The 25,081-nt window shown below is 35.2% G+C and carries 24 protein-coding genes and 2 pseudogenes; 12 read left to right on the forward strand and 14 right to left on the reverse strand.

Annotated features, from left to right (window positions below; all coding sequences use genetic code 11):
* Positions 1-208: 208 nt before the first annotated feature.
* Entirely contained in the window at positions 209-814 is a 606-nt protein-coding gene (locus V7014_RS06270; protein ID WP_335505269.1) for a DNA-3-methyladenine glycosylase, read from the reverse strand.
* 257 nt (positions 815-1,071) lie between these two features.
* On the opposite strand from V7014_RS06270, the gene V7014_RS06275 reads away from it, so the two are divergent.
* The 9 genes and pseudogenes from V7014_RS06275 (at position 1,072) to aspA (ending at position 8,090) form a co-directional block, all read left to right on the forward strand.
* The gene (locus V7014_RS06275; RefSeq protein WP_335505271.1) at positions 1,072-1,383 is read left to right on the forward strand and encodes a PTS sugar transporter subunit IIB; all 312 of its coding nucleotides are present in this window, start codon (positions 1,072-1,074) and stop codon (positions 1,381-1,383) included.
* 38 nt (positions 1,384-1,421) lie between these two features.
* Positions 1,422-2,771 (forward strand): PTS sugar transporter subunit IIC, encoded by a 1,350-nt coding sequence (locus V7014_RS06280; RefSeq protein WP_335505273.1) that lies wholly within the window; start codon positions 1,422-1,424, stop codon positions 2,769-2,771.
* Between the two features lie 30 nt (positions 2,772-2,801).
* Positions 2,802-3,128: a PTS lactose/cellobiose transporter subunit IIA gene (locus V7014_RS06285; protein ID WP_335505275.1), complete on the forward strand. Its 327-nt coding sequence runs from the start codon at positions 2,802-2,804 to the stop codon at positions 3,126-3,128.
* A 130-nt stretch (positions 3,129-3,258) separates the two neighbouring features.
* A complete protein-coding gene (locus tag V7014_RS06290; protein ID WP_335505443.1) occupies positions 3,259-4,572 on the forward strand; it encodes a 6-phospho-beta-glucosidase in 1,314 nt (437 codons plus the stop codon).
* 31 nt (positions 4,573-4,603) lie between these two features.
* Positions 4,604-5,317, forward strand: coding sequence for a chitin disaccharide deacetylase (gene chbG / locus V7014_RS06295; protein ID WP_335505277.1), 714 nt, complete (start codon positions 4,604-4,606; stop codon positions 5,315-5,317).
* A gap of 622 nt (positions 5,318-5,939) precedes the next feature.
* Entirely contained in the window at positions 5,940-6,062 is a 123-nt protein-coding gene (locus tag V7014_RS27200; protein WP_438824883.1) for an asparaginase domain-containing protein, read from the forward strand.
* Positions 6,055-6,300 (forward strand): annotated as a pseudogene (locus V7014_RS06300) (asparaginase domain-containing protein); the annotation flags it as partial. The gene V7014_RS27200 and the pseudogene V7014_RS06300, both read left to right, overlap by 8 nt.
* Positions 6,274-6,597 (forward strand): hypothetical protein, encoded by a 324-nt coding sequence (locus V7014_RS06305; protein ID WP_438824884.1) that lies wholly within the window; start codon positions 6,274-6,276, stop codon positions 6,595-6,597. The pseudogene V7014_RS06300 and the gene V7014_RS06305, both read left to right, overlap by 27 nt.
* 113 nt (positions 6,598-6,710) lie before the next feature.
* Positions 6,711-8,090, forward strand: a complete 1,380-nt coding sequence (aspA, locus tag V7014_RS06310) for an aspartate ammonia-lyase (RefSeq protein ID WP_438824879.1) — start codon at positions 6,711-6,713, stop codon at positions 8,088-8,090.
* Positions 8,091-8,170: 80 nt separating this feature from the next.
* Here aspA and V7014_RS06315 read toward each other — a convergent pair whose 3' ends face one another.
* The 7 genes from V7014_RS06315 to V7014_RS06345 form a co-directional block, all read right to left on the reverse strand.
* Positions 8,171-10,873 (reverse strand): sigma 54-interacting transcriptional regulator, encoded by a 2,703-nt coding sequence (locus V7014_RS06315; RefSeq protein ID WP_335505282.1) that lies wholly within the window; start codon positions 10,871-10,873, stop codon positions 8,171-8,173.
* A 135-nt stretch (positions 10,874-11,008) separates the two neighbouring features.
* On the reverse strand, positions 11,009-12,385 hold the full coding sequence (locus tag V7014_RS06320) for a peptide MFS transporter (RefSeq protein ID WP_335505285.1): 1,377 nt from the start codon (positions 12,383-12,385) through the stop codon (positions 11,009-11,011).
* A 394-nt stretch (positions 12,386-12,779) separates the two neighbouring features.
* A complete protein-coding gene (gene ald / locus V7014_RS06325; RefSeq protein ID WP_335505287.1) occupies positions 12,780-13,925 on the reverse strand; it encodes an alanine dehydrogenase in 1,146 nt (381 codons plus the stop codon).
* A 161-nt stretch (positions 13,926-14,086) separates the two neighbouring features.
* A complete protein-coding gene (locus V7014_RS06330) occupies positions 14,087-14,911 on the reverse strand; it encodes an EcsC family protein (RefSeq protein ID WP_335505447.1) in 825 nt (274 codons plus the stop codon).
* A gap of 201 nt (positions 14,912-15,112) precedes the next feature.
* Positions 15,113-16,384: a PucR family transcriptional regulator gene (locus V7014_RS06335; RefSeq protein ID WP_335505288.1), complete on the reverse strand. Its 1,272-nt coding sequence runs from the start codon at positions 16,382-16,384 to the stop codon at positions 15,113-15,115.
* Positions 16,385-16,630: 246 nt separating this feature from the next.
* Positions 16,631-17,629 carry an inorganic phosphate transporter gene (locus tag V7014_RS06340; protein WP_335505290.1) on the reverse strand — a complete coding sequence of 333 codons (999 nt, stop codon included), beginning with the start codon at positions 17,627-17,629 and terminating at the stop codon, positions 16,631-16,633.
* Between the two features lie 15 nt (positions 17,630-17,644).
* Positions 17,645-18,265, reverse strand: a complete 621-nt coding sequence (locus V7014_RS06345; RefSeq protein ID WP_335505292.1) for a DUF47 domain-containing protein — start codon at positions 18,263-18,265, stop codon at positions 17,645-17,647.
* Between the two features lie 524 nt (positions 18,266-18,789).
* On the opposite strand from V7014_RS06345, the gene V7014_RS06350 reads away from it, so the two are divergent.
* Positions 18,790-19,044, forward strand: a complete 255-nt coding sequence (locus tag V7014_RS06350; RefSeq protein WP_335505294.1) for a GlsB/YeaQ/YmgE family stress response membrane protein — start codon at positions 18,790-18,792, stop codon at positions 19,042-19,044.
* A 75-nt stretch (positions 19,045-19,119) separates the two neighbouring features.
* On the opposite strand, the gene V7014_RS06355 is transcribed toward V7014_RS06350, so the two are convergent.
* Positions 19,120-20,022 carry an RluA family pseudouridine synthase gene (locus tag V7014_RS06355; RefSeq protein ID WP_335505295.1) on the reverse strand — a complete coding sequence of 301 codons (903 nt, stop codon included), beginning with the start codon at positions 20,020-20,022 and terminating at the stop codon, positions 19,120-19,122.
* A gap of 174 nt (positions 20,023-20,196) precedes the next feature.
* Between V7014_RS06355 and V7014_RS06360 the strand changes: the two genes are divergently transcribed.
* A complete protein-coding gene (locus V7014_RS06360; RefSeq protein WP_335505297.1) occupies positions 20,197-20,601 on the forward strand; it encodes a DUF5365 family protein in 405 nt (134 codons plus the stop codon).
* 29 nt (positions 20,602-20,630) lie between these two features.
* Here V7014_RS06360 and V7014_RS06365 read toward each other — a convergent pair whose 3' ends face one another.
* The 3 genes from V7014_RS06365 to V7014_RS06375 form a co-directional block, all read right to left on the reverse strand.
* The gene (locus V7014_RS06365) at positions 20,631-21,098 is read right to left on the reverse strand and encodes a thioredoxin family protein (protein WP_335505298.1); all 468 of its coding nucleotides are present in this window, start codon (positions 21,096-21,098) and stop codon (positions 20,631-20,633) included.
* Positions 21,098-21,526, reverse strand: a complete 429-nt coding sequence (locus V7014_RS06370) for a disulfide oxidoreductase (RefSeq protein WP_438824880.1) — start codon at positions 21,524-21,526, stop codon at positions 21,098-21,100. Before V7014_RS06370 ends, V7014_RS06365 begins: the two co-directional genes overlap by 1 nt.
* A 208-nt stretch (positions 21,527-21,734) precedes the next feature.
* Complete coding sequence (locus tag V7014_RS06375) at positions 21,735-21,980, reverse strand: YhdB family protein (protein ID WP_335505302.1); 246 nt, start codon at positions 21,978-21,980, stop codon at positions 21,735-21,737.
* A gap of 117 nt (positions 21,981-22,097) precedes the next feature.
* Here V7014_RS06375 and V7014_RS06380 point away from each other — a divergent pair, with 117 nt between their 5' ends.
* Positions 22,098-23,093 (forward strand): M14 family zinc carboxypeptidase, encoded by a 996-nt coding sequence (locus V7014_RS06380; RefSeq protein ID WP_335505304.1) that lies wholly within the window; start codon positions 22,098-22,100, stop codon positions 23,091-23,093.
* 1 nt (position 23,094) lies between these two features.
* Here V7014_RS06380 and V7014_RS06385 read toward each other — a convergent pair.
* Together V7014_RS06385 and V7014_RS06390 are read right to left on the reverse strand one after the other, a co-directional pair.
* Positions 23,095-23,541: pseudogene (locus tag V7014_RS06385) on the reverse strand (glycosyl hydrolase family 18 protein); the annotation flags it as partial.
* A gap of 19 nt (positions 23,542-23,560) precedes the next feature.
* A complete protein-coding gene (locus V7014_RS06390) occupies positions 23,561-25,015 on the reverse strand; it encodes a recombinase family protein (protein WP_335505449.1) in 1,455 nt (484 codons plus the stop codon).
* Positions 25,016-25,081 lie beyond the last annotated feature (66 nt).

Below are 25,081 nucleotides of genomic sequence, written 5' to 3' on the forward strand. Positions count from 1 at the left end.
GACAGCTCATAAAATGGGAAGACGGCTCAAATATCGGAACGACAGCACGTAAAATAGGATGACGGCTCAAAAATCGAAACGACAACTCATAAACTAAGATGACGGCTCAAAAATCAAAACGACAGCTCATAAAATAGAATGGCGGCTCAAATATGAATATGACAACTCATAAATCAAGTACCCACCACTCAAAAATACTTCAGTACAATTACCTCGAAACAAATGTATTACTCGTCACCCAAAAACGGTATGGATAATCTACTGCTTCACCGGAATTTTGAATGCCAATTCGTTTGCCTTCAGATATATGTGTAGGGGTAAAACCAGCTGCTATATATAATGAAGAAGAATAATATGTTTTTCCGTAATCTTCCATGGTGATATTCATAGCTTTTGTTAATTTTCCAGGTCCATTGGTTGTTTTCTTTAGATCTTGTAGGCCTCTGCGTTGCAGCATGATTTCTTTGCCTGTGAAAGGTTCGATGGCACGAATTAAGATGGCATTTGGTGTTTCAACAGGCGCGCACACGACATTGACTAAACAGTGAGTGTGCATTAGATATGTATAAATGTGACCTGGACTAGAGAACATGATTTCTGTTCGTTTTGTTCGACGGTTATTAAAGCTATGTGACGCTCGGTCTTCTGGACCAAGATAAGCTTCTGTTTCGACGATGAAGCCAGAGGTAATGCCATCTTCACTTTCTTTCACCAGTAAGCAACCTAATAAATTTTTAGCTAATTGCAATGTTGGCTGCTCATAGAAACTCTCTGGTAACAAGTCCAGAGAAAGTGTGTGAGCATTATTTTTCATGCTTCAAACCTCCTATACATTAAAAATAAAACACTAATTATTGTTAATGAAACACTAACGATATTGTAACAAAACACTACGAAAAAATAATGAATTCAAAAAGAAAGCGCTTTATTTATACTCTGTGTAGTTTGTGTTAATAGCTCGGTTTTTACAAATGCCACTTAAATAATGGCATGGTATTTGCATATTAAGTAAGTGTAAAAGCCAAATCAGCCAGACATGCTGAGAAATAATCAAAAAAGGAGGAATCATATATGAACATTTTATTAGTTTGCTCTGCTGGAATGTCGACGAGTATGCTCGTGTCAAAAATGGAGAAGGCAGCAGAGGAAAAAGGAATTTCAGCAAAAATCTGGGCAGTTTCTGGAGAGGCAGCTAGAGATCACATTCAAAAAGCGGATGTTCTTTTGTTAGGACCTCAAGTGAGATTTCTATTGAATCAAATGAAAGCACTTGCAGAACCAAAAGGAGTAAAAGTGGAAGTTATAAACCCGATGGATTACGGCATGATGAATGGTGAGAAAGTATTGAATCAAGCCATTAGTTTGGCGGGAAGTAAAGCATAAGTCCAAAGGTGATGATTTGAGAAAGGGGATGAATGGTTATGATGAAGTTTATGGAAAAATATATTCTTCCTGGTGCAACTAAGCTTGGAAATCAACGGCATTTATTAGCTGTTAGGGATGCACTTATTGGTATATTAGCAATTACGATGGTAGGAGCACTTGCAGTGCTAGTAAATAATTTAGGGCAAGCGATTAAGCCTTACGATCGCATGATGTTGGCGCTGTTTGGTGAGAATTATCGCCAGCTAGGCGGTGACATTTGGTTTGGAACGTTTGCATTTATGACGATTTTTGCAGTTGTTGGTATCGCTTATAAGTTAGCTAGATCATACGGCGATGATGGTTTTGAAGCGATGCTGGTTTCTTTATCGTGCTTCTTTGTTATATCCCCTAGTGTAGCGACTATTACATTAAATATTGACGGAAAAGATGTGACAGGTACTTCAGGTAGTTTTATTGGTTTATCATATTTTAATTCAACGGCCTTATTCACCGGTATTATAATTGCGTTGCTAGCAACTGAAGTTTTTGTAAGACTTGCTAAAGTTAAATATTTAGTTATTAGACTCCCAGAGGGAGTTCCGCCTGCAGTATCAAGATCGTTTGCGAAATTATTTCCTGGAATGCTAACAATCTTTTTATTCGGGCTTGTAAGTTTGTTATTCCGTATGGCAACAAACGGGGAATATTTCCATGACTGGATTAACAAAGTGTTGGTAGCTCCACTTACAAATTCAGCAGACTCACTTCCGTTCGCTGTCATTTTAGCACTTCTTATTCATGGATTCTGGGCACTGGGCTTACATGGACCAAATATTCTTGGTGGAATCACGACACCATTATTCACTAAATTAGGTAATGAAAACATTGATTTATATGCACAAGGTGTAACGGATTTAAAACAATATGCTATTATGGCTGGACCTTTCTTCGACGCTTTTGTTTTCTTAGGAGGATCAGGAGCAACCTTAGGTTTATTGATTGCATTATGGATTGCTTCAAGAAAACGAAAACAAATGGTGGCACTGGGAATGCCGCCGGGTATTTTCCAAATTAATGAACCTGTTCTATTTGGGATGCCAATTGTATTAAATCCTATTTGGTTAGTACCATTCGTTTTAACGCCTATTATCCTAACAATTATTTCTTACTTGGCGATAGATTTAGGATTTGTTCATCCAGTTGTAACTACCATTCCGTGGGTAACGCCAGCAGTCTTTGGTGGTTATTTAGCAACGGGAGCCCATGTATCTGGCGCTGTGCTTGCTGCTATTAATCTTGTCATTTCGGTAGTTATTTATTTACCATTTGTAATGGTTCAAGAGCGCATGGATCAGAAGAAGGTTAATGAAGCAAAAGAAGAAGCAAATATTACACATTCTATGTAGCAAGTTTTTGTCAAAAAAGGAGGAAGCATCATGACAGCATCTTTATCAGTCGACCAGATCGCTTTTCAACTTATACTTCACAGCGGTAATGCCCGCAGCGATATTATGGAAGCTATGTATCTAGCACGAGAAGGTAAGTTTGAAGAAGCGAAGCAAAAGGTTGAAGCTGCAAAACAAGAGCTAAATGAAGCGCATCGTACACAAACATCACTTATTCAAGCGGAAGCAAAGGGTATTAAGAATGACGTAACAATACTCATGGTACACGCGCAAGATCATTTAATGACATCTATTACAGTGAAGGAATTAGCAGAAGAAATTATTTTCTTACATGAGAAAATGGCAGAAGATAAATAATGAAGAGCAGCAGGCCCTTAGCTCTATAAGAATTTTTTTAGAAAGAGCTAAACACAAAGTGAAGAGGAGAATCTCAATTAGATTCTCTTCTTTCCGATTGTAAAAATGAATCGAAAGGGTAGATGAAATGATGAAAGAAGGAGTTAAGGTTGTTACCATTGGTGGAGGTTCAAGCTATACGCCAGAGCTAGTAGAAGGTTTTATTAAACGCTACCATGAATTTCCGATTAGTGAGCTTTGGCTTGTAGATATTGAAGAAGGCAAAGAAAAATTAGAAATTGTGGGAAATCTAGCAAAACGAATGGTTGAAAAAGCGGATGTGCCAATTACAATTCATCTTTCTTTGAATCGTCGAGAAGCATTGATTGATGCCGATTTTGTTACAACACAAATGCGTATTGGTCAGATTGATGCACGAATTTTGGATGAGAAAATCCCGTTAAAGTATGAAGTTATTGGGCAAGAAACGAATGGGCCAGGTGGTTTATTTAAAGCGTTACGTACGATTCCTGTTGTTCTAGATATCGTCAAAGATATAGAAGAGTTATGTCCAAATGCTTGGCTCGTTAATTTTACGAATCCAGCTGGAATGGTAACAGAAGCTGTTCTTCGCTATACGAACTTTAAGAGAGTAGTAGGACTGTGCAATGTTCCTATACATATTCGCATGCAAGTAGCGGAAATGTTAGGTATAGAAGCAGAGCGGGTCCATATTGATTTTGCTGGACTTAATCATATGGTGTTTGGCCTACATGTCTATGTAGATGGAAAAGAAGTGACGGAAGAAGTTATTAACCAATTAACGAATAAAGACAGTACGATGTCTATGAAAAACATTGCGGCATTGGATTGGGAACCTGAATTCATACAAGCTCTACAAGCCATTCCTTGTCCATATCACCGCTATTATTATAAGACGAAAGAAATGTTACAGCAGGAAAAAGAACAAGCGTTGGAAAGTGGCTGTCGTGGAGAAGTTGTTAAAAAGCTAGAAGCAGAGTTGTTTGAATTGTATAAAGACCCTAATCTAGATATTAAACCACCACAATTAGAAAAAAGAGGAGGAGCTTACTATAGTGATGCAGCCTGTAGTTTAATAGCTTCTATTTACAATAATAAAGGAGATATTCAGCCAGTAAATACTCGAAACAATGGAGCGATTGCGAGTTTACCAAATGATTCTGCAGTAGAAATAAATTGTGTGATTACGAAAGATGGCCCTAAACCTATTGCGATGGGAGATTTACCAGTTGCAGTTAGAGGACTTGTACAACAAATCAAATCATTCGAACGAGTATCTTGCGAGGCGGCTGTAACAGGTGATTATCGAACAGCACTATTAGCGATGACAATTAATCCACTCGTTCCATCAGATATTATTGCAAAGCAAATACTTGATGAAATGCTAGAAGCACATAAACCACATTTACCTCAGTTTAATTAGAAGGCTATATTAAAGGATCGGTGATGTTAGTATGATTCGTGTTATTGTAAATGCGGATGATTTTGGTTATTCAAGGGGATTGAATTTTGGTGTTATCGACGCTCATCAGTTTGGCCTTGTTAATTCAACAACAATGATGATGAATATGAATGCTGTTGAACATGCTTTTCGATTAGCGGCTCCATACCGTCAATTAACGATTGGTATTCACCTTGTGTTAACTGCGGGTGCCCCAATATTGAAAGAAGGGGTGGACTCACTTATTGAAAGTAATGGAAACTTTAAAACATTCTCCATGTTAAAGGAGAATTTCGATCTTGATTTGGATGAAGTAGAGAAAGAGTGGGAAGCTCAAATTCAGCGATTTCTTTCGTTTGGGAAAAAGCCTAATCATTTTGATAGTCATCATCATATGCATATGCATCCAAAGTTGCAAGACGTTACCCGTAAGCTTGCCCAAAAATACAATGTTCCGGTTAGAAGAAATGGTAAAGATACGATGGAAGGTGTAGAAATGTATAGTGATGTTGCATTATTTGATTTTTATGATGAGGGAGTATGTGAAGATTATTTTGCAAATTTGACTTCCAAAGTAGATGAAGGGCAGACGGTGGAAGTGATGTGTCATCCTGCTTATTTAGATATTGACCTACAAAAAGGAACATCATATTTCTTGCCTCGTTTGAAGGAGCTTGAAATATTAATGAAAGCGAGGTTACCTCATGGCTGTGAGTTAGTCGTGTAATCCATTCGTTTAAAAAGATTGCTTAGGCAATCTGTTTTTTTTTGTATATTACATACGGGTTACACTTATTAACTCGTGGAATGATCGAATCAAGAACAAGGGTGTTTCTAGAATTGAAGAAAATAGAATTCTTTAAAAATCCTAATTTCACAACAGAAGATTTAAAATTAATCCAACTTAGTATAGAGTTGTATATCTTGCTTACAATCAGGGGATAAAGATGAGTTTAGAGGATTTGCATGGAGTGTTTTTGAAATAGAAGGAAATAGAGATGAAGAGGGGTACTATTTGATTACTGATCTCATAGGTTATCTTTTAGATGCGGAACAAAAACATATGGACATAAGTAAGCAGGAATAAAGCAGGAATATTATGCATATATCGAAAAAGTAGCAAATAACACCGATAAACCAATCTCTATCTAGAAAAGAGTAAAATTGTTTTTATCCACTGTGAATTAAGAGAATGAGTAAATAAGCCAAGTTCAATATGAACTTGGCTTATTTACTCATGAATTGAATTTGATATGGATTTTTATCTATTATTCTTAGAATTTTGAAATTGATGTGTATGATTTATTTCAAGTATCTAGTGCTACAATGAGTTTTGATATGTTCTATACATTCAAAATCAAATTAGTTTACTAATAGAAGAAAATCGTTATACTGGAATTGTTGTAACACACGGTACATACACTTTAGAAGAAACAGCATATTTTTTAAGATTTGACTGTACAAATGAATAATCCTATTGTGATTTCAGGCTCACAACGCTCTATTCAAAATGCTGGTTCAGATGCACATACAAATTTAAAACATGCAATGATTGCCGCTTGCTATGAACCGTAAAAAAATGCCGGTGTTATTGTAGTATTTAATGATTACATTTGGACTGCACTTTATGTGAAAAAAGTACATTCATCTAATATTCACGGCTTCCAATCGATTACTAGACCATTGGGTTTTATCGATGGACAAGAAATCATTTTATATCAACTCCCTGTTCATCATGAAACATATACTTTAATAACCCCCCTTCCTAAAATTGATATCATCAAATCTTATTTAGATGCAGATGATAAATATATTCGATGTGCTATTGAACTTGGCGTAGATGGAATAATTTTAAAGGGTGTTGGTCGTGGTCAAGTATCACCTTTTATGGTCGATGCAATTAAAGAAGGGATTGCAAAAGGAATTCCTTTCGTTGTCATAACAAGTGCACAAAGCGGACAAGTTTACCCTACAAACCAAGATAGCGGCGGTGCATATGAACTTTAGCAGTTAGGTGCAATGCTTGGAAAAGATTATGACAGCAAAAAAGCTCGAATTAAACTTGCCGTGTTAATTGCTGCAAAACAATTACATCCATTAAAACTTCTATGAGGTGCAAAATGCGTATTGAAAAAGACTTTCTAGGTACTTTAGAAATCCCAACTGATGTCTATTATGGTATTCAAACCGTTCGAGCTAAAGAAAACTTTCCGATAACTGGTCAAAGATGCGATGAATATTTAATCTGCGCATTAGCGATTGTTAAAAAAGCTGCGGCGTATGCAAATTTCCAAACAAATCAGTTAGACGAAAAAATAGCTACTTCTATCATGCAAGCAGCAGATGAAATCGTCGCAGGAAAATGGTTTGATCAGTTCATCGTTGACCCGATTCAAGGTGGGGCTGGTACTTCTCTTAATATGAATATGAACGAAGTAATTGCAAACCGAACGCTTGAATTGCTAGGATATAATAAAGGTGACTATCAAAAAATCAGCCCGAACTCTCATGTCAATATGTCACAATCAACAAATGATGCTTTTCCTACAGCGATTCATATAGCAACCATAACATTACTAGACCAATTATTAACCGTTATGGAGGGCATGATTGATACTTTTAAAGAAAAATCAAAGCAATTTGACAAAGTAATTAAAATGGGGCGAACTCACCTACAAGATGCAGTACCTATTCGTTTAGGGCAAGAATTTGCTGCATATGCAAAAGTAATAGAACGAGATTACAACAGAATTTCACAAGCAAAAGAACATTTATATGAAATTAATATTGGTGCAACTGCAATTGGTACTTGCTTAAATGCAAATGCAGAATATATTGAAATCGTTACAGAAGCAATTGCACGTTTTACAAAACAGCCATTCATCCAATGCGATAACTATATAGACGGAACACAAAACACAGATTTCTATACAGAAGTATCTAGTACATTAAAAATAACGATGCTAAACCTTTCAAAAATTTGTAACGACTTACGTCTAATGGCTTCTGGACCAAAAGCTGGTTTAGCAGAAATCCTTTTACCTGAAAGACAGCCAGGTTCTTCAATTATGCCAGGTAAAGTAAATCCAGTTATGTTAGAAGTTATTAATCAAATTGCGTTCCAAGTTGTTGGAAATGACACAACAATTTGCATGGCTTCTGAAGCTGGTCAATTTGAGTTAAATGTTATGGAACCAGTACTTGTACATAATTTATTACAATCTATTCGTATTATGACAAATGGATTTGAAGCATTTACAGAGTATTGCTTGAAAGATATCAAAGCTAATGAAGAATTAATGAAGCAGTATGTAGATCGTAGTATTGGTATTGTTACGGCAATTGCTCCTTATGTTGGCTATGAAATGGCTTCAAAAATAGCTCGTGAAGCATTAACAACTAACATGACAGTTCGAGAACTTTGTTTAAAATATGAAGTATTAACTGAAGAGCAAATCAACACGATATTAAATCCTTATCGTATGACATCATTATCATAAATTTCTAAACGGTTTTTTACAGCCACTGAAATTAAAATAAAGAAGTAGGAATAAGCCAAGTTCATATGAACTTGGCTTATCTACTCATGAATTGCATTTGGTATCGTTTCTTCATTCTTTAAAAAGATATCCATGATGTAGCAAATTTCATCATCTGGTATGGAGATATTGTAGTTTGTCTCGAGTGCTTGTAAGCATTCTTTCGTCTTGATGTACAGTCGATAATGGTTGTGAATATGTTCTTCTTTATTTTGAAAGTTGGTGAGAGGCTGGCTTTTTCGTAAACGGTCAACCATACAGCTAATATGAAGCACAATACCAGTCATGCTTTCGTAGTTTACAACTTTATTTGTTTTATTTTGTAAATCTAATAGTGCTTTTCGTATGCTATTCACTAAATGACTACCATCAGTAATATGAAGGGTTTCATCGAGAATATGAGACATTTGGTTATATACCTCTTCATTTGTTATGAGTTCTTGAATTGATTTTGTCGCTTTCATAGAAAGTATATCTTTTAAATGGAAGGTTAAGAACGGTACGTGAAGATCGAAATTACATACTATACAAAGAATGTTACGCTCTTTTGTAATCTTTGAAATCATGCTGTACATTTCTTTTTTATCATAAATACTGATAGGAAGAATATCGATCATGTCTTTATTGTAATGCAAGTAATTTTCTAGCATTCTCTTGATTGCAATTGCACTACCTTCACCTGTTAAACATGCTATTAAAATGACGCTTTTTAGCATCGTTTTTTCATTAGCGGCTTCTTTCTTTGTTTGAACATAAAATGGTGTTAAGTTCTTAACGTCTTGATATAGTTCTTCTAGCGAATAGCCTATTTGGGCTTTACGTGAAGCCTCTATGACATGCGGTGTGCTTACCATTGTAATCACTCGTATAGGGATATGAAATTCCTTTTCAATCATTTCACCAATAAAGGTTAATGAGCCCATATCAATTAACAACAAAATACCTGATGGAGTTTGAATGGACCGAATAAAGTTCTTTACACGATCGAGAAAGTCTTTAGGTGATTCATGTAATGGCATATCAATCCCGGTGACAGAATCGTTATTAAGTAAGTGATTTGTTACGGATGCCATTTCTTTAGCTATGCCATTTCCATGTGCTAATACGATAATTTTTGGTTGGGAAAATAAGCTTTCCTCACCTTCTGTTACGAAAAACATTGTGATAAAGGCAACTTCATCAAATGGAATATGGACCTCGAATGCATCTTCGATTATTTTGATACATTCTAATGCTAAAGTGAACGGTTGTTTATATGTTTGGCGAATAGCATTAATATTTGGATGATAAATGGGTTTATTTGCCTGTATTCTTTGTAGAAGTGTTTGGATATGCAAGCAAAGACCAGTCGTGATTTTCTCATCAAAGTTTCGTTGTAATGTTGATTCAGCGAGGGTAATGATTTTTTCACTGACATTTACCACTTCTCTAGATACAATTTTAAGAAGATTGTCTTTGGAAACTTTCCGGTTAATTTTGTTCAAGTAATGTGTAAAGTAGTTTTGAATGTCGTTTTCCATTAACACGGCTAGCTCAGCATTTTCAATTCCACGTTTTTTTAGTTCCTCATATTTATAATCAATTTGGTCGTAGATTGTAGTAGATGTTGAAGTCTCATTTGCGACTAGACCTTCAGTAACGTTAAAAACATATTCGTTGTTGTGGAATGTTAGCGAGTGTTTTGTTTTCTTCTCTATGAACAATCCTTCTTTAATGTACCATTGTAAATCCGTACTATATATTTTGATTGAGGTTCTTTTACCTGTAATGTACTCAGCATATGCTTTCGCACAAGCGAGTTGTATATCTGTTTTCAACTGACCAATATTATTAGGGCATTGATAGAATAAGAATGAACGAATAGAGTTGGCACTTACGGTTATATTCATGCCAATTCGTTTACTTTCTTCAGAGAAAAAGCGCTTAATGAGAGAAAAGCGTTCTTCATATGTTCGTTCACGCAAAGGTGGCAGAGATATTAGCATAGGAATTCGTCGGTTGAATGTGTTTAAAAGTGAAGATTCTGGATTTTCTGTCGTGGCACATATGATGAGTACATTAGATGTTTTCTCATTTTCAGTTTCACCTAATCTTCGGAAGTAACCGTGATCAATAAAGGTAAACAACATTTCTTGACCTTCAGGTGTTAAACGATGGATTTCATCTAGAAATAATATTCCATTGTTTGCTTTTTCAATTAATCCTCTTTGCTCTATAGCACCTGTATAAGCACCTTTTTTTACACCGAACAGTTGTCCAAGTAACAATTGTGGATTGTTGGCATAGTCCGCACAGTTAAATACGATAAAAGGAGCGTCAGATTTCAATCTTCCAGAATCGATGGCAAAAGCATGCATAATCGAAGCAAACAGCGATTTACCTACACCTGTTTCACCAAGTATTAATGTGTGCATTCCGTTAGGGGGATATAACACAGCGGATTTGGCTTGATCGATAGCTGGTCGAAGACTAATATTCTCTTTATAATAAGAGTCGAAGAAACCCATATGTTTGATGCTTTGCTCAGCAGGTACAGATAGCTTTGAGTATGATTGATTAAGTATGAATTGAACTGGCCGTGTCGTGGTTTTACTTAGTTTGTTTTCTTTTACTAAAGCATTCAAATCATTACTAACATTTGCCCTGCTGATTTGCAGTTTTTCAGCTAATTCGATTGTTGTAAACGCGGTAATATAACCGAAATGTTCATGAATGGCTTGAAAAATCATATCCTTTCGTTTCATCATATAATCCCCTTTGTTTTTAAATTCCTTCATCTTTTATATGTAAAGAAGATTTTTTATAATATTGAATTTATTATACTACACATAAAAAGAAAAAAGCTGACTCGATTTTCGAGTCAGCTTGAGAATAAGAAATTAATCTACATGCATCATTTTTGCAATTTTTTTCGAGAATGCTAGAAGAACTAATCCAAGTAAAATCGCCATAGCACCAATTGCTGCGAATACTTCTAAGTATCCTAAAGATTGTGTTACAGAAGCAAGTTGTCCTGCAAGAATGTTTGCGATACCTGAACTTGCTAACCAAACACCCATTAATAGTGAGGCTAGCTTCACTGGAGCGATACGACTTACAGTAGATAATCCAACAGGTGATAGGAATAGCTCACCAAGTGTATGGAAGAAGTATGTTAATACGATAAAGATAATATGTGCTTTGTTAACAATTTCTTCTTCATTGCTTCCAGTGCCCAATACAGCAATTAAAAGAACCATGTATCCAACACCTAGAAGAATCATCCCGATTGCCATTTTAACTGGTGAAGGTAAATCACCACGTTTAGAACGAGCAAGTTTCGTCCAAAGCATAGAAACTAGTGGTGCTAATAAGATGATAAACAATGGGTTTACCGATTGGAACCAAGGTGTTGGAATTTCAAATCCAAAGATTGTACGATCAACGAATTTATCTGTGTAAAGTGTTAATGAACTTCCTGCTTGTTCAAATCCAGCCCAGAAGAAAATAACAATACTTGCTAAAATAAGAATCGCGGCTGTACGTTGTTTTTCAACCGCTGTAAGTGGTCTGTTTTTCGCTTCAACATCACCAACTACTTCATTACGGCTTGGCTTCTTACCAAGATCTCCTAAGTATTTATTAGCAAGTAAGTTGAATAGAATTTGTCCAATAACCATACCGATTGATGAAATCAAGAATCCATACTTGTAGCCATGTACAAATACATCGCCGTGCATACCACCCATGATTTTATCTGTTACAAGTGCAATAATTAAAGGTGCGAAGAACGCTCCGAGGTTAATACCCATGTAGAAGATTGTGAAAGCTGAATCACGTTTCGGATCATTTTCTTCATATAACTCACCAACAAGTGTCGAGATATTTGGTTTGAAGAATCCGTTACCGATAATTAATAAAACTAGACCTGTGAACATAGCCCATTGTGCATCGCCTAAGAATATAACAAAGTTACCAAGTGCCATTGTAATACCACCTAGTGTGATTGCAAAACGTTTTCCTAAGTACATATCAGAAAGCCAGCCACCAACTAATGGTGATAGGTAACAAGCACCAGTGTAAAAACCGTAAATGGTTAATGCAAGGGTCGAGTTCATACCTAATCCACCCTCAATTAACTCTTTTGTTAAATAAAGAACAAGAATACCTCTCATTCCATAGTAGCTAAATCGTTCCCACATTTCTGTGAAGAACAACAAGTATAACCCTGGTGGGTGTTTACTTGTGTGTTTCTGTGGATTCGTAGTTGTACCCATTTATATTGCCTCCTGAAAGAATTTTGAGAATTTTATTACGTTAAAGTTATACTAAAATAAAATTAAAAGATGTTGTTATTGTATGACAATTTCTTTATTCAGTCAATTGAATAATAATACCATTGGAAAATTTGACACATTAATTACAGCTTGTAATAATACTGATAATTATAACAATATATTAATTTCAAAAAATACTAAAATTAATAAAAGAAGCTTAATTTGTATATTTATTCATATTTGTGAAAAGTTTATGAACAAATTACACATGTAACATATTTTTTTATAGTGTGCAAAAGGGGAAGTAAATAACCATTTAAATTAGGAGGAGAGATGAAGAGGTGAAAAAAGAAGCAGCCTATACATATTTAGGGCTGCTTTTCGTATCATGATTTTAATGATTGACTGTAGTATTTGTTCCGTTTTGTTGAATCGCTACTTCCACAGGTACATAATCATAGCCTAAGTCGTTAGCAACAGCTTCAAAGGTAATTTGATGATTTGCTACATTGACTCCTTTTGCTAGCGATGGATTTGAAAGAATTGCTGAAAATGCACCTTTATTAGCAATCTGTAATGCATATGGAATCGTTACATTTGTTAGTGCGATTGTAGATGTTTGTGGAACAGCACCTGGCATATTGGCAACTGCATAATGAACAATACCATGTTTCACATAAGTCGGGTTATCGTGAGTTGTAATATGATCAACCGTTTCGAAAATTCCACCTTGGTCAACTGCAACATCAATGACAACAGATCCAGGAGACATTGTTTTAACCATTTCTTCTGTTACGAGTTTAGGTGCTTTAGCACCTGGAATAAGCACTGCACCAATTACAAGATCTGATTCAGCAACCGCTTGGGCAATATTGAAAGGTGAAGAAATAACGGTTGAAATTTGGTTACCGAAAATATCATCTAATTGACGTAGGCGATCTGGGCTAAGGTCAAGCATTGTTACGTCTGCACCAAGACCAACAGCTATTTTGGCAGCGTTCGTTCCAACAACTCCACCTCCAATAATGGTCACTTTACCGCGTCGAACCCCTGGAACACCACCTAGGAGAATGCCTTTTCCACCATTCATTTTCTCCAGGAATTGGGCCCCGATTTGTGAAGCCATTCGACCAGCTACTTCACTCATAGGTGTTAATAATGGCAAGGTACCTCCTTGAGATACTGTTTCATAAGCGATGGCTAGAACACCTTTTTCTTTCAATGCTTTTGTTAATGCTGGTTCAGCGGCTAAATGTAAATATGTGAAAAGAATAAGATTTGGTCGGAAGTACTGATATTCGCTTGGAAGCGGTTCTTTAACCTTTAAAATCATATCTGCTTTTTCCCATAATGTAGCTGCTTCTTCGATAATAGTTGCACCTGCCGCTAAGTATGCATCGTTACTGAAACCGCTTCCATATCCGGCGCCTTTTTCTATGAATACTTCATGTCCACTTTTTATTAAAGCGATAACTCCTGCTGGGGTTATTGCCACACGATTTTCATTATTTTTTAATTCTTTTGGTATACATATACGCATGATTCTATAACCTCCATCTAATGTTTAGAAATCTTAATAAAAGTATAATCACTATTTAATGTTATTTATTTGTGAATTTTGAAAAAATTAAAAAGTGGTATTTGTAGAATTCTACAAACACCACTTTCGAAAGAACGGAGATTAACCAGATTAACCAGACTTTATTTTTCTGATTGCTCTAGCGTTTCAACACGTTCTAATTTTTCTAGAATTCTTCTTTTTCGATATAGCATCATTCCTGTATCGCTAATATCTTGAATCATAGAACGGTTTGTAAAAGCACCAAAAATCATTCCGGCAATCGGCACCATTTGGAAGAGTTTCTTCCAGCCGAATTGATCGCGATAAGTGTATACAACCTCACGCCAGCCTTGTAATTGAGAGATCATTTCTTGTGATTTAGTATTTCTTTGATGAGCTGTTGACAATTCGTTAAGAATCGCTTCTTTCCCCACAATATCAGCAGAAGCAAATTGCAGACATTTAATAATGAAAATACGTTCTTCTTTTTTATTTGGATCATAACCATGAATGATGGCTATTTCCTGTAATGTTTTAAGAGATAATCCGAGGATGACAGGAATGTCGATTGCTAAGGTGAAGATTCCTCCGAAGCCTGTGGATGCTCCTTGAACGGTTGCTAACTTGGATCTATCGTTTTTCAATGCTTCACTCGTTGAAATCATTTGTTGTATAGGTACATGTTTAATATCATCTATCGTTTCAATAGGTAGGGAAGGGTTATCGTTTTTTATGTTCTTTAATAATGTTTTTTCTTGCGTTAAATAACGGCCACCATTTTGAATATAGCCGCCAATTTCATCAAGTAAAACTCCCATTTTATTTTGGATGAAAGCGGGTGTAAGTTTATCTAGTAATTTAAAAGGAAGGCGGCCTAATCGTTCCCAGAACCACAATCCTTTCTGATCTTTTTCCCATTTTTCAACGAATTGTAAAGCTTCCGTGAGTGTTTCTTTATTCTCCATTACCATCATTTCCTTTGCATTTGGAATCATAAATTTATCCCGTTCAAAACTGGCCTAAGGCTCCCACTTTAAAACGAAAGTAGACGTTTAAGTGGGAGATGAATCGCCAGTGAGAACCCGATTGGTTCAGCTAATAATCGATGGGGGATGGACGACCACCCCCACCGATTAAAGTTTCACTTTATTGATACAAGTACGTTTTTAAGATGAAAAAGTGTCGCTTTTTTTTGAATTTATATAATTTTCGTATTGTTGGAAAATGAATTCTAGGTATAACGCCATTTTTTGTAAGGGGTCTTTTAGATTGATCTTGGCTATACTACTAATTCGTTTAAGGCGATAATGAATAGTATTAACATGTAAATGTAGCTCGATTGCCGTATCATATGGATTTGCATCTTGTTCTAAATAAGTCTTTAGTGTATCGACTAAATTTGAATGGTTTTTATGATCATAATCACGCAATTGTTCTATGCTTTGTTTATATATATTTGTTGTTCTGCTGTGATAGATAGTTTGTACATATTGATAGATGCCTAAGGTAGCATAATTGAATAAATGCTTTATTTTATTAGGAAAAGCCTGTTGTAAAGATAACGTATAAAGTGCTTCCTGGTAGCAAGCTTTCGCTTGTGTATACGTAGAGTATGTAGGACCACATGCTCCATATATATTTGTGATTTCAAAGCGCACTTTCATTTGAGATAGGAATGATTCAATAAAATCTGTAAGAGATTGTGTAAAATCATTTTGGTTGGACGGGCTAGCGACGATGATTAATCGTTGCTGGTCTGTTGTGTATAGAGATATTTTAATTTTTTGGGTAGTACCTAATGTATATGAAATGTTACGTTCGATGGTTGCATCAATTGTATTTGGAAATGTAAACACAATGATGCTATAACTGGCAGGTAGCGAGATAGCGTTTTCAGAACAGATACTCTTAATTTCAACTTCTGTGTCAAAATGGCCCGTTAGCAATTGCCATAGAAGTTCCTGATGACTTTCTTGATTTCGTTTTTTCTTGCCAAAAGCTTGGAGAAGTTGATTTTTGCCTTCTTTAGCAGCAAGCTTTAGAAAGTGCAAATCATCTTTAGAAAATGTTTTATTAATTTCTAAAACCCATATAAATCCTATTACTTCTTGGTTTTTTCGAATGGAAACCGCGGCTCGTCTACCAAATCCCAACTCACTCATGGAAGGGATGATGATTGGCGAATCATCTTTTAATAGGGAGGGAATTACGCCTTCTTTCCATAAACTATTAATGATTTTTTCAGGAACTCTTCTATTCATAATCGTTGTTATCCGAACAGGGTCACTTAAATCATCATGGATGCTATATGCTAATACTCGATGGTTTGCGTCTTCAATTGTAATGGGGCAGCCGAGAACATTACTAATTCTGTCGGCGAATTCTACTAAATCACCATGGATGCCTTTGAATATACTGCTTGGGTGTGGACTATTCATACGTTTATTCCCCCTTTGCCTATTCCGTTGTAAGTATCTTAATATATATGTATGTTATTGTCATAATAATCAGTCTGTTACGCCTGAGAATTATATAATACCATATGTTTTTATCATCTTTATCGCTAATTTAAGAGCTACCTATTTTGACCACAAAAAAAGAGTTCGTGAATTATAATCCATAGATTGTAATTCACGAGCTCTTTTTTGAAGCGGTTCAAGGCAGGTCGAAAACAGATCTTTTTCTTAGAAAAAGATATTTAAAATGTAGTAGGTAATTGCAGCAAGCGTTGCTGAAATTGGTAATGTAATAACCCAAGTAATTAACATACGTTGAGCAGTACCCCATTTTACTCCTTTTAAACGGTGGGCAGAGCCTACACCTAGAATAGAAGAAGAAATAACGTGCGTTGTACTTACAGGTAATCCGATTGCTGTTGCACCGAAGATAACACTTGCTCCAGTTAAGTCAGCTGCAACCCCATTAATAGGGCGGATTTTCATGATTTTTCCACCAACTGTTTTAATGATTTTCCAGCCTCCAACAGCAGTTCCAAGTCCCATTGCAAGGGCACAAGATACTTGGACCCAAGTTTGAATATCTGTAGAGTCTGTATATCCGTTAGCGATTAACGCCATCGTAATAATCCCCATTGCTTTTTGTGCATCGTTTGTTCCATGTGTGTATGACTGTAATGCAGCAGTAGCAACTTGAATATAGCGGAAACGCTTATTCGTTTTAGGTAGATTATTGTTCTTGAATACTACTTTGAAAATGCTGTATACGATAAAACCAACAGTAAATGCAAGTATTGGAGATAGTATTAATGCTTGTAAGATTTTTAAGAAACCTTGAAAATTAAGTGCTTCAAAACCTGCTGCTGCAATTGCAGCTCCTGCAATACTTCCGATAATCGCGTGAGAAGAAGAACTTGGTATACCGTAATACCAAGTGATTAAATTCCATGTGATACCTGCGATTAAGGCTGCAAGAATAACAACAGATCCGTTTTCTAAAGTAAATGGGTCAACGATATCTTTCGTGATCGTTTTTGCTACCCCTGTAAAAGTCATAGCACCCACAAAGTTCATTGTAGCAGCTAAAATAATGGCTCTTCTTGGTGTTAATGCTTTTGTTGATACAGCTGTTGCAATTGAGTTAGCTGTATCGTGGAAACCATTGATAAAGTCGAATGCTAATGCGAAAATTACAATTAAAATGGTTAAGACTAGTAGTGTATCCATTGTAAATTAGTCTCCTTAAGCATTCTTCATAATGATAGTTTCAAGAGTGTTTGCGACTGTTTGGCAACAATCTGCAATTTCTTCAAGACTTTCATATATTTCTTTATATTGAATGATGCGAATTGGGTCTTTCTCAACAGCAAATAAGTTTTTAATACTTTGACGATGGATACCATCACAGATGGATTCGTAGTCTTTAATTTTAATGGCATGATCGCGAATATTCATTAACTTCTTAGAAGCTAATAAATTTACGGATTTTTCGATTTCATATGTGCTATTGCGGATTGCATCAACGAATTTCAACATATATTCATCTGCAGTTGTGATTGAATACATTTCAAAGATGGCTGCACAATGTTCTAATCCATCAAGAATATCATCCATACTCATTGCTAGATGAAGGATATCTTCACGTTCAATTGGAGTAATGAATGCTTTGTTAAGCTCCATGATTACTTCATGAACAAAACTATCCCCTTTATGTTCAATTTCTTTCATCTTCTCAGTGAATACTTTTAAATCGCTAATGTTTTGTAGCTTGTAATCTGCGAAATAATCAGCACCCTGTTTTAAATTCTCTGCAATTTCAAACAAAAGAGTAGTAAATTTATCCTTTTTTGAATTGAAAACCATATTGTTAATACCCCCACTATCCAAGTTCGTTAAAAAATGATGATTAGTTTTATAACATAAATTAGAAAACTAACTCACCGTAGTAATTTTACTTATAAATCGTTTTGGAATAAAGAAATAAATTATAAATTTACATAATCTTAACAAAAGAGAGTTTGAATATTTAACAAATTTACATTAAATTTACACAATATGCATGTATTTGAGTAATAAATTGTATGATGCAGTCTAATTTTGTAATAAAACTGTAATAATTATGCCGAAATCAGAGACCGATTTGCTCTTGAATAAAGTTCTCTACTTTATGTTTCACATCTTTCGATAGTGGTAAACATATAAACGTATCCCGTTCAAACTGGCGCTAAGCCTCCCACTTCAAAACGAAAGTAAAAGCGAGACGTTTAAGAGGGAGATTAAGCGCCAGTAAGAACCCGATTGGTTCAACTAATAATCGGTGGGGGATGGACGAACACCCCCACCGATTAAAGTTTCACTTTATTCATCAAATAAATGGAGGTAATGTTATGTTAAGCTTATTATGGACTTTAATCGTAGGTGGTATAATCGGTTGGATCGCTGGTGCTATTCTTGGTAAAGATGTTCCATTCGGGATTATTGGCAATATTATTGCAGGGTTTATCGGAGCTTGGCTAGGTGGATTATTATTAGGAGACTTTGGGCCAGATATTGGGGGTTTTGCAATTTTTCCAGCATTGATTGGCGCCATTATTTTTGTATTCCTTTTAAGTCTTATTTTGAAAAGCATGCGAAAAGCTTAATCATATGATAGAAAACAAAGTTATAAGGAAAGGCATATCCACATTATTGCGGTATGCCTTTTTTGCATAAAAGAGTTATTCAGGAAATATGCTTTTTTCATCAATGAATGGAGCTGCAATTAGTAAAGGCTCTTCAGTAATCGGATGCGTGAGTTTTATTTGATATGCGTGCAATGCTTGTCGATGATAGATAGGTTGTCCACCATACAACGTATCGCCAGCAAGTGGGTGCCCTAGGTGACTTAAATGGACACGAATTTGATGTGTTCGACCTGTGTCTAGCTGACATTCAATAAGTGTTAAGTCCTTCTTAGGGTAATAGTGTAAAACTTTGTAATGAGTTACTGCGTGCTGTCCAGAAGGGGAAACCCGTCTTCTAGTTGCGTGATGACGATCTCTTCCTATATTAGCGTTAATTGTGCCTTTTTTCTTTAGGACTTTGCCATGGACTAGTGCTTTGTAAGATCTTTTTATAAGTCTTTCTTCCAACATTCTTTGAAGAATAGCTCCAGATAAAGCATGTTTTGAAAAAACAATCGCTCCTGTTGTATCTTGATCAAGTCGATGAATATGTCTAAACTCACCACTATGTCCTTCCACTAAAAGGTGATATGCAACACCATTTAGTAAAGAATCTGTTTGATTTGGTTTGGAAGGATGAGTTTCAACTCCTGCAGGTTTATTAACAATTAGTAGATGATCATCTTCGTACAGAACCGTTAAATCCATATATGTTGTTTCAATTGAAGTAGGGTTGCTTTTATATACGGGCAACATTAGCTTAGTGTCTGTCGGTAATGGGATATTCCATGAAACAACTTGCCCATTAATTAATACATCTTTGTTCATGCGCCACTCATGCATTAGCTTCTTGGGCACTTTCCAATAATCTTTCAGAAGTGTATCTATGGACTTGTTTACCCACTTTTTAGGTATGAGAATTTCTATATATAATCCTTTTTTCTTTGTTTGTATCATGGTGAATAGACCTACCTCTCGATTGATATTATTGTAAAACAATAGTAATTTAATGTGAATTTTGTACTACTAAAATTAAAAATAGTTTTATTTCCTAACCCAAATTTTGATAATTTATGTTATTCTTACAAGGGATGCTTTTTTTTAACATACGAATTAAAGGTGGGGGTAAAATTGAAAATCGTCTTCTCTTCAACGGAGGAACAAGAGCGAGAAATAGAAACAGCCTTGTTTCACCTACGATCAACCATTCTTCCAAGTTATATTACTAGCCAAGATCTTAACAAGTACGATGAGATGGGGTTACTGCAATTTTCGATCTATGAAAACAATTACCATGGGACATTAAAAGAAGCATATCAACTAATGACTGCTTTGCAAGTTATAACAACAATTATTGAACATGTAAGCAAATCTTTAGATTACAGTCAATATGACGAATTGTTTAAACGTAATGCTCAAATTATAAATCATTTTGGTTTGCTTTTTCCATTTACTTTACAATGTTTCCGCAAAGGGATTCAAACAAAAAATTGCGTGGTTACATTTACAGAAGCTAAAAATCAAATAATATGTTAAAAAGCGCCGTTTACGGCGCTTTTGTCGTTTTATTTTTCGTGTGTATGTAAGAATTCTTTGAAGCCTTTTTCTGAATCGTCTCCAACTTTTCTGTCCACTTCTTTGCCATCTTCATATACAACTAATGTTGGAGTGCCCTCAATATCATATTGATCCCAGCCCTCTTCAAATTCCATCAAATTGTATTGATTTATATCTAGACCTTGTTCTTTAGCAGTTGCCATTAATTTAGGGGTAGCTATTTTACAAAAAGAACAATCTGGTTGAAAGAAATAAACAAAAGTTTGTTTTTCATTTTCTAATTTTTTCTCAAGATTTTTTGGTGTAATAATGTTTTGGTAATTTTCATCATCGAGTAGATCAATTGTTAATGGTTCCAAATCTTCTTTTCCGTATGGATTGTCAGCTGTTTTTTCTTTATTTTGCACGCTATTCATAAAAGCGATTCCTGCAAATAGTGCAATAATAATTGCTAAAAAAATAATGATTTTCTTCATTAATTAGCCTCCTTAGTATTCTTCCAAATAGCAAAACTACAAATGAAAATAATAATGAAAGCAGTAAGTGCTAGGAGTGGTATGGTTATAAAGCCAGCCCAATTAATATATTGTCCTGTACAAGGTATACGCCCACATATATTAGCGGCATCAGAAATAAAAGGAACTTTCTGAAGCGCATAATGATAAGTTGAAATCATTGCTCCAATTCCAGATAAAATCATGGTATATAGGCTAATACGAAAGTCTTTCTTAACATATGCTATACCTAATATGACAGTAAATGGATACATAACAATTCGTTGATACCAACATAATGTACAAGGTTCAAAATGTTTTATTTCTGAAAAGTATAAGCTCCCGAAAGTTGCAATTACGGACACTGCCCAGGCTATAAACAAAATGTTTTCTTTTTGTTTATGATTCAAAATTGTCACACCTCCATAGTATGTCATAAGAAATTATAGTATGGGGTGGCAAAGTGTGTCTATCTATAAACAGTTAAATTGTAAAAAAGAGCTAGAAAATTCTAGCTCTTTTTAGTCCATATATGTTGTTTCGTTAAATTAGCTTATTTCTTCATTCCAAACATTTCCGAAAGGTCAATCAAGTATATTTCCATTAATAATCGTGAAACTATGAATAGGATTCATATAGTACATCATGTTGTGTCATGCATGATGCATGTTCGAGATATCGAAGTAGCGTGTAGAGATTTCGTTGGATAGTGGTGTAGTCATGTTCAAAACGATACGCATGTAAGAAGTGTTCAATCTTCTTGGATAAAAAATGATCTTTTGTCCTAACCATCAGAATCAATAAATTATCCCACTCGGAACGATGCGTATAATAGAGTGCTCGATCATAATCAGTTTTGTTCATGGCATCTGCCTCCTTTATAAGGAGATTAACTTTATTTTGTACCGTATCATCAAAACTTTGCTATGAAAAACTTGGACAAACGTGAGAACATATTACCAACATGTTAGGAGCATATTCATGAAAGTAGTTATACCTTTTTGCTTATTATTTTTGTTCATGAACACGAGTGTTATAAGGGCAGATGCTTCCTATTATTCATATGAACAAATGGAAGAAGAAGTGTTCAACTTACAAAATATTTATCGTGAAAAAATACAAATTGGTTCAATTGGTAAAAGTGAGTGGGGAAAAGATCTTTCTTATATTCAAATTGGTAAAGGGAAACAGAGTATATTCCTTATCGGATCACATCATGGTCGTGAATGGATAACGAGTCAATTTCTAATGAAACTTATGAAGGAGTATGTTCATGCTTATTCGGCAGATACTACTATTAATGGCTATTCAGCTCGGATATTTGATGATATATCACTAATCTTTATTCCGATGTTGAACCCTGATGGAGTTACTATTCAACAGAAGGGGTTAGCAGGGCATGATCTATCTCAAGCATTGAAGTTACTTAGTATGAATTCATTTCACTCATCGTTTAATCGATGGAAGGCGAATGGAAAAGGTGTGGACTTAAATCGCCAATATCCTGCTGGTTGGCATAAGTTGAAGAAGATACCTGCTTGGCCATCATATAAACACTATCGTGGTAAGAAGCCTGTTCAAGCAAAGGAAGTAAAATCATTAGTTCGTTTTACGATGGAGCGAAAGCCTATTCTTTCTTTGTCTTATCATACGTCGGGACAACAAGTGTTTTGGTATTATCATACGAAGAAAGAGGATATTGAACGAGATTATTATTTAGCAGAGAAAATCGCCCGTACAACCGGCTATAAACTGGATCTCCCTGAAGAGAATGCTGTAGGTGGTGGCTATACGGACTGGTTTATTACAACCTTTCATAAGCCTGCATTTACGATTGAGATGTGTGAGTTAGTAGACGAAACAAATCCGCCAATCTCTTGTCTAAGAAAAGAGTGGAATGGAAATAAAGAAGTTCCGATTATGTTGTTGTATGAACTGAAAAATAATCTAAAGAATATAATTTATGATATTAAATGAACTATTTTTTCACAGTATTGAAATTATCATCTAGAAGTAGCCAGTTTTGTGGGAAAGCTAATCCGAGTTTCCAATAGCTCATTCCGCGAAGATTTAGTTCTTTTAATAAATCAAATTTAGCTTGGATAGAGCTGGCATCTTCAAACCATACTTCATGTTCTTTTCCAGATTCATCACGATATTTAAAGAAAGGTGCTTGAGCCGTGTAGTCATACTCAATATTTACTTTAAATTGTCTAGCGATATCTATTGCCTGCTGCGGACTTATGGCTTTAGCAGTTGTACCTGGTCTATATGGTAATGTCCAATCATAACCGTATAAATTTTGCCCCATCATAATTTTTTGAGAAGGAATTTCACTAGCTGCATAAGTGAGAACGTCGCGCACAGGTCCAATAGGAGAGACAGCTTGAGCGGGTCCACCGCTATAGCCCCATTCATACGTCACACAAAGGGGACGGTAGTCATTAAGAGAATTCTATATCGGTTATTTCTATTGTAGAGTACCTTTCTTCAGTTGTTTTAGCATTAGGATTGCCGGATTTTAAAACTTCAATTTTTATACTGGATATAATTGTTTGTAATGCTTTCTTTTTATTATCACGAGAAAGTACATCCCAATATTCTTTTACATGTTCAGCCATTTCGATAATTTCTTGTTTAGAGGTACGAACAGATTTAGACTCTAATTTATTCTTTATATTTGCTTCTAATTCAAGAATAGGCTGCGTGCGTTTTGTATATTCTTGTTTATCAATATCGCCATCAAAGTACAACTCTTTGATTCGATCTTTCTTTCTTAAAAGTTTTTTTAGTTCGTTTTGTAAGTCTTCATGAACATCTTCATTATCGGTATCTGCTATTTTAAATTCACCGAGGGTTAGTAGTTCAAGAAATTTCTTCTCGACAGATACTTCAGATACACTAGGTAAATTACATCCTTTAAAGTGGTCTTTTTCTCTACATGTATAGTATCTATAATAATTACCATTAGCTCTTTTTTTCTTGTGAGAGATTAATCGCGTATTACATCTGTTACATACAAGTAACCTTGAAAACAAATAATCATTATCTCCTTTAAAGTTGTTTTTAAGTCTCTTTTTTGAAAGTAACTGAACTTGTTCAAATGTTTTTTCATCTATGATTGGTTCAAAGTTTTCTTGACCAATTGGCGTAATGATTTCTTGTTCTGGAGTTTTTATCAATTTACCTGTTTTGCGTGATTTACTACTCCAGCGCACATTACCCACATAAATAGGGTTTTTCAAAATACGTTCAACTGCTTTTTGGGAAAATCTGTTGTTGTTTTTTGTTTTTACTCCTTTGGTATTTAAATCTATAGCAATACTAGTCATCCCCTTACTTAAATAAGCATTAAATATATATCGAACATATTTAGCTTCTTCTTGATTAACAACGAGATCTCCTTCTTCCCAGTCATATCCAAGCGGAGCAGGTCCGCCGTTTACCAATCCTTGTTCTGCTCTATATTTCAGATTATCGTACACTCGTTCAGCGATAGTCTCGCGTTCCCATTCTGCAATAGCTGCGACCATCGTTATAAACAAACGACCAGCAGGTGTTGTTGTATCAAACGGTTCTGTTGCCGATTTGAATTTAACATCATATTCATCCATTACTTGCAATAATTCATGTAAATCTTTTACTCTTCTCACTAAGCGATCTAGCTTATAAACCAGAACAACATCAATTTTTTGATTTTTAATATCTTTAATCATTTGTTGTATTCCTGGTCGATTTTCAATATCTTTAGCAGAAATTCCTTCATCAGCGTATTCTTTTACTATAACCCAGTCTTGTGATTCACAAAAAGCTTTTAATTTACTTTCTTGATTATCAAGAGATACCCCTTCTTCTACTTGCATGTCAGTTGAAACCCTTTTATAGAGACCTGTTCTCATATTAATTATCCTCACTTAATATTTTTATTAAGACTTAGATTGACATTTAGTTGGATGTGGAAAATA

Source organism: Bacillus sp. JJ722 (assembly GCF_036963345.1).
Classification (GTDB): Bacteria; Bacillota; Bacilli; order Bacillales; family DSM-1321; genus Bacillus_AD.

Coding starts and splice junctions, on each gene's coding strand:
- V7014_RS06270 (WP_335505269.1), bottom strand. CDS start 814: ATGAAAAATAATGCTCACACACTTTCTCTGGACTTGTTACCAGAGAGT.
- V7014_RS06275 (WP_335505271.1), top strand. CDS start 1,072: ATGAACATTTTATTAGTTTGCTCTGCTGGAATGTCGACGAGTATGCTC.
- V7014_RS06280 (WP_335505273.1), top strand. CDS start 1,422: ATGATGAAGTTTATGGAAAAATATATTCTTCCTGGTGCAACTAAGCTT.
- V7014_RS06285 (WP_335505275.1), top strand. CDS start 2,802: ATGACAGCATCTTTATCAGTCGACCAGATCGCTTTTCAACTTATACTT.
- V7014_RS06290 (WP_335505443.1), top strand. CDS start 3,259: ATGAAAGAAGGAGTTAAGGTTGTTACCATTGGTGGAGGTTCAAGCTAT.
- chbG (WP_335505277.1), top strand. CDS start 4,604: ATGATTCGTGTTATTGTAAATGCGGATGATTTTGGTTATTCAAGGGGA.
- aspA (WP_438824879.1), top strand. CDS start 6,711: ATGCGTATTGAAAAAGACTTTCTAGGTACTTTAGAAATCCCAACTGAT.
- V7014_RS06315 (WP_335505282.1), bottom strand. CDS start 10,873: ATGAAACGAAAGGATATGATTTTTCAAGCCATTCATGAACATTTCGGT.
- V7014_RS06320 (WP_335505285.1), bottom strand. CDS start 12,385: ATGGGTACAACTACGAATCCACAGAAACACACAAGTAAACACCCACCA.
- ald (WP_335505287.1), bottom strand. CDS start 13,925: ATGCGTATATGTATACCAAAAGAATTAAAAAATAATGAAAATCGTGTG.
- V7014_RS06330 (WP_335505447.1), bottom strand. CDS start 14,911: ATGGAGAATAAAGAAACACTCACGGAAGCTTTACAATTCGTTGAAAAA.
- V7014_RS06335 (WP_335505288.1), bottom strand. CDS start 16,384: ATGAATAGTCCACACCCAAGCAGTATATTCAAAGGCATCCATGGTGAT.
- V7014_RS06340 (WP_335505290.1), bottom strand. CDS start 17,629: ATGGATACACTACTAGTCTTAACCATTTTAATTGTAATTTTCGCATTA.
- V7014_RS06345 (WP_335505292.1), bottom strand. CDS start 18,265: ATGGTTTTCAATTCAAAAAAGGATAAATTTACTACTCTTTTGTTTGAA.
- V7014_RS06350 (WP_335505294.1), top strand. CDS start 18,790: ATGTTAAGCTTATTATGGACTTTAATCGTAGGTGGTATAATCGGTTGG.
- V7014_RS06355 (WP_335505295.1), bottom strand. CDS start 20,022: ATGATACAAACAAAGAAAAAAGGATTATATATAGAAATTCTCATACCT.
- V7014_RS06365 (WP_335505298.1), bottom strand. CDS start 21,098: ATGAAGAAAATCATTATTTTTTTAGCAATTATTATTGCACTATTTGCA.
- V7014_RS06375 (WP_335505302.1), bottom strand. CDS start 21,980: ATGAACAAAACTGATTATGATCGAGCACTCTATTATACGCATCGTTCC.
- V7014_RS06380 (WP_335505304.1), top strand. CDS start 22,098: ATGAAAGTAGTTATACCTTTTTGCTTATTATTTTTGTTCATGAACACG.
- V7014_RS06390 (WP_335505449.1), bottom strand. CDS start 25,015: ATGAGAACAGGTCTCTATAAAAGGGTTTCAACTGACATGCAAGTAGAA.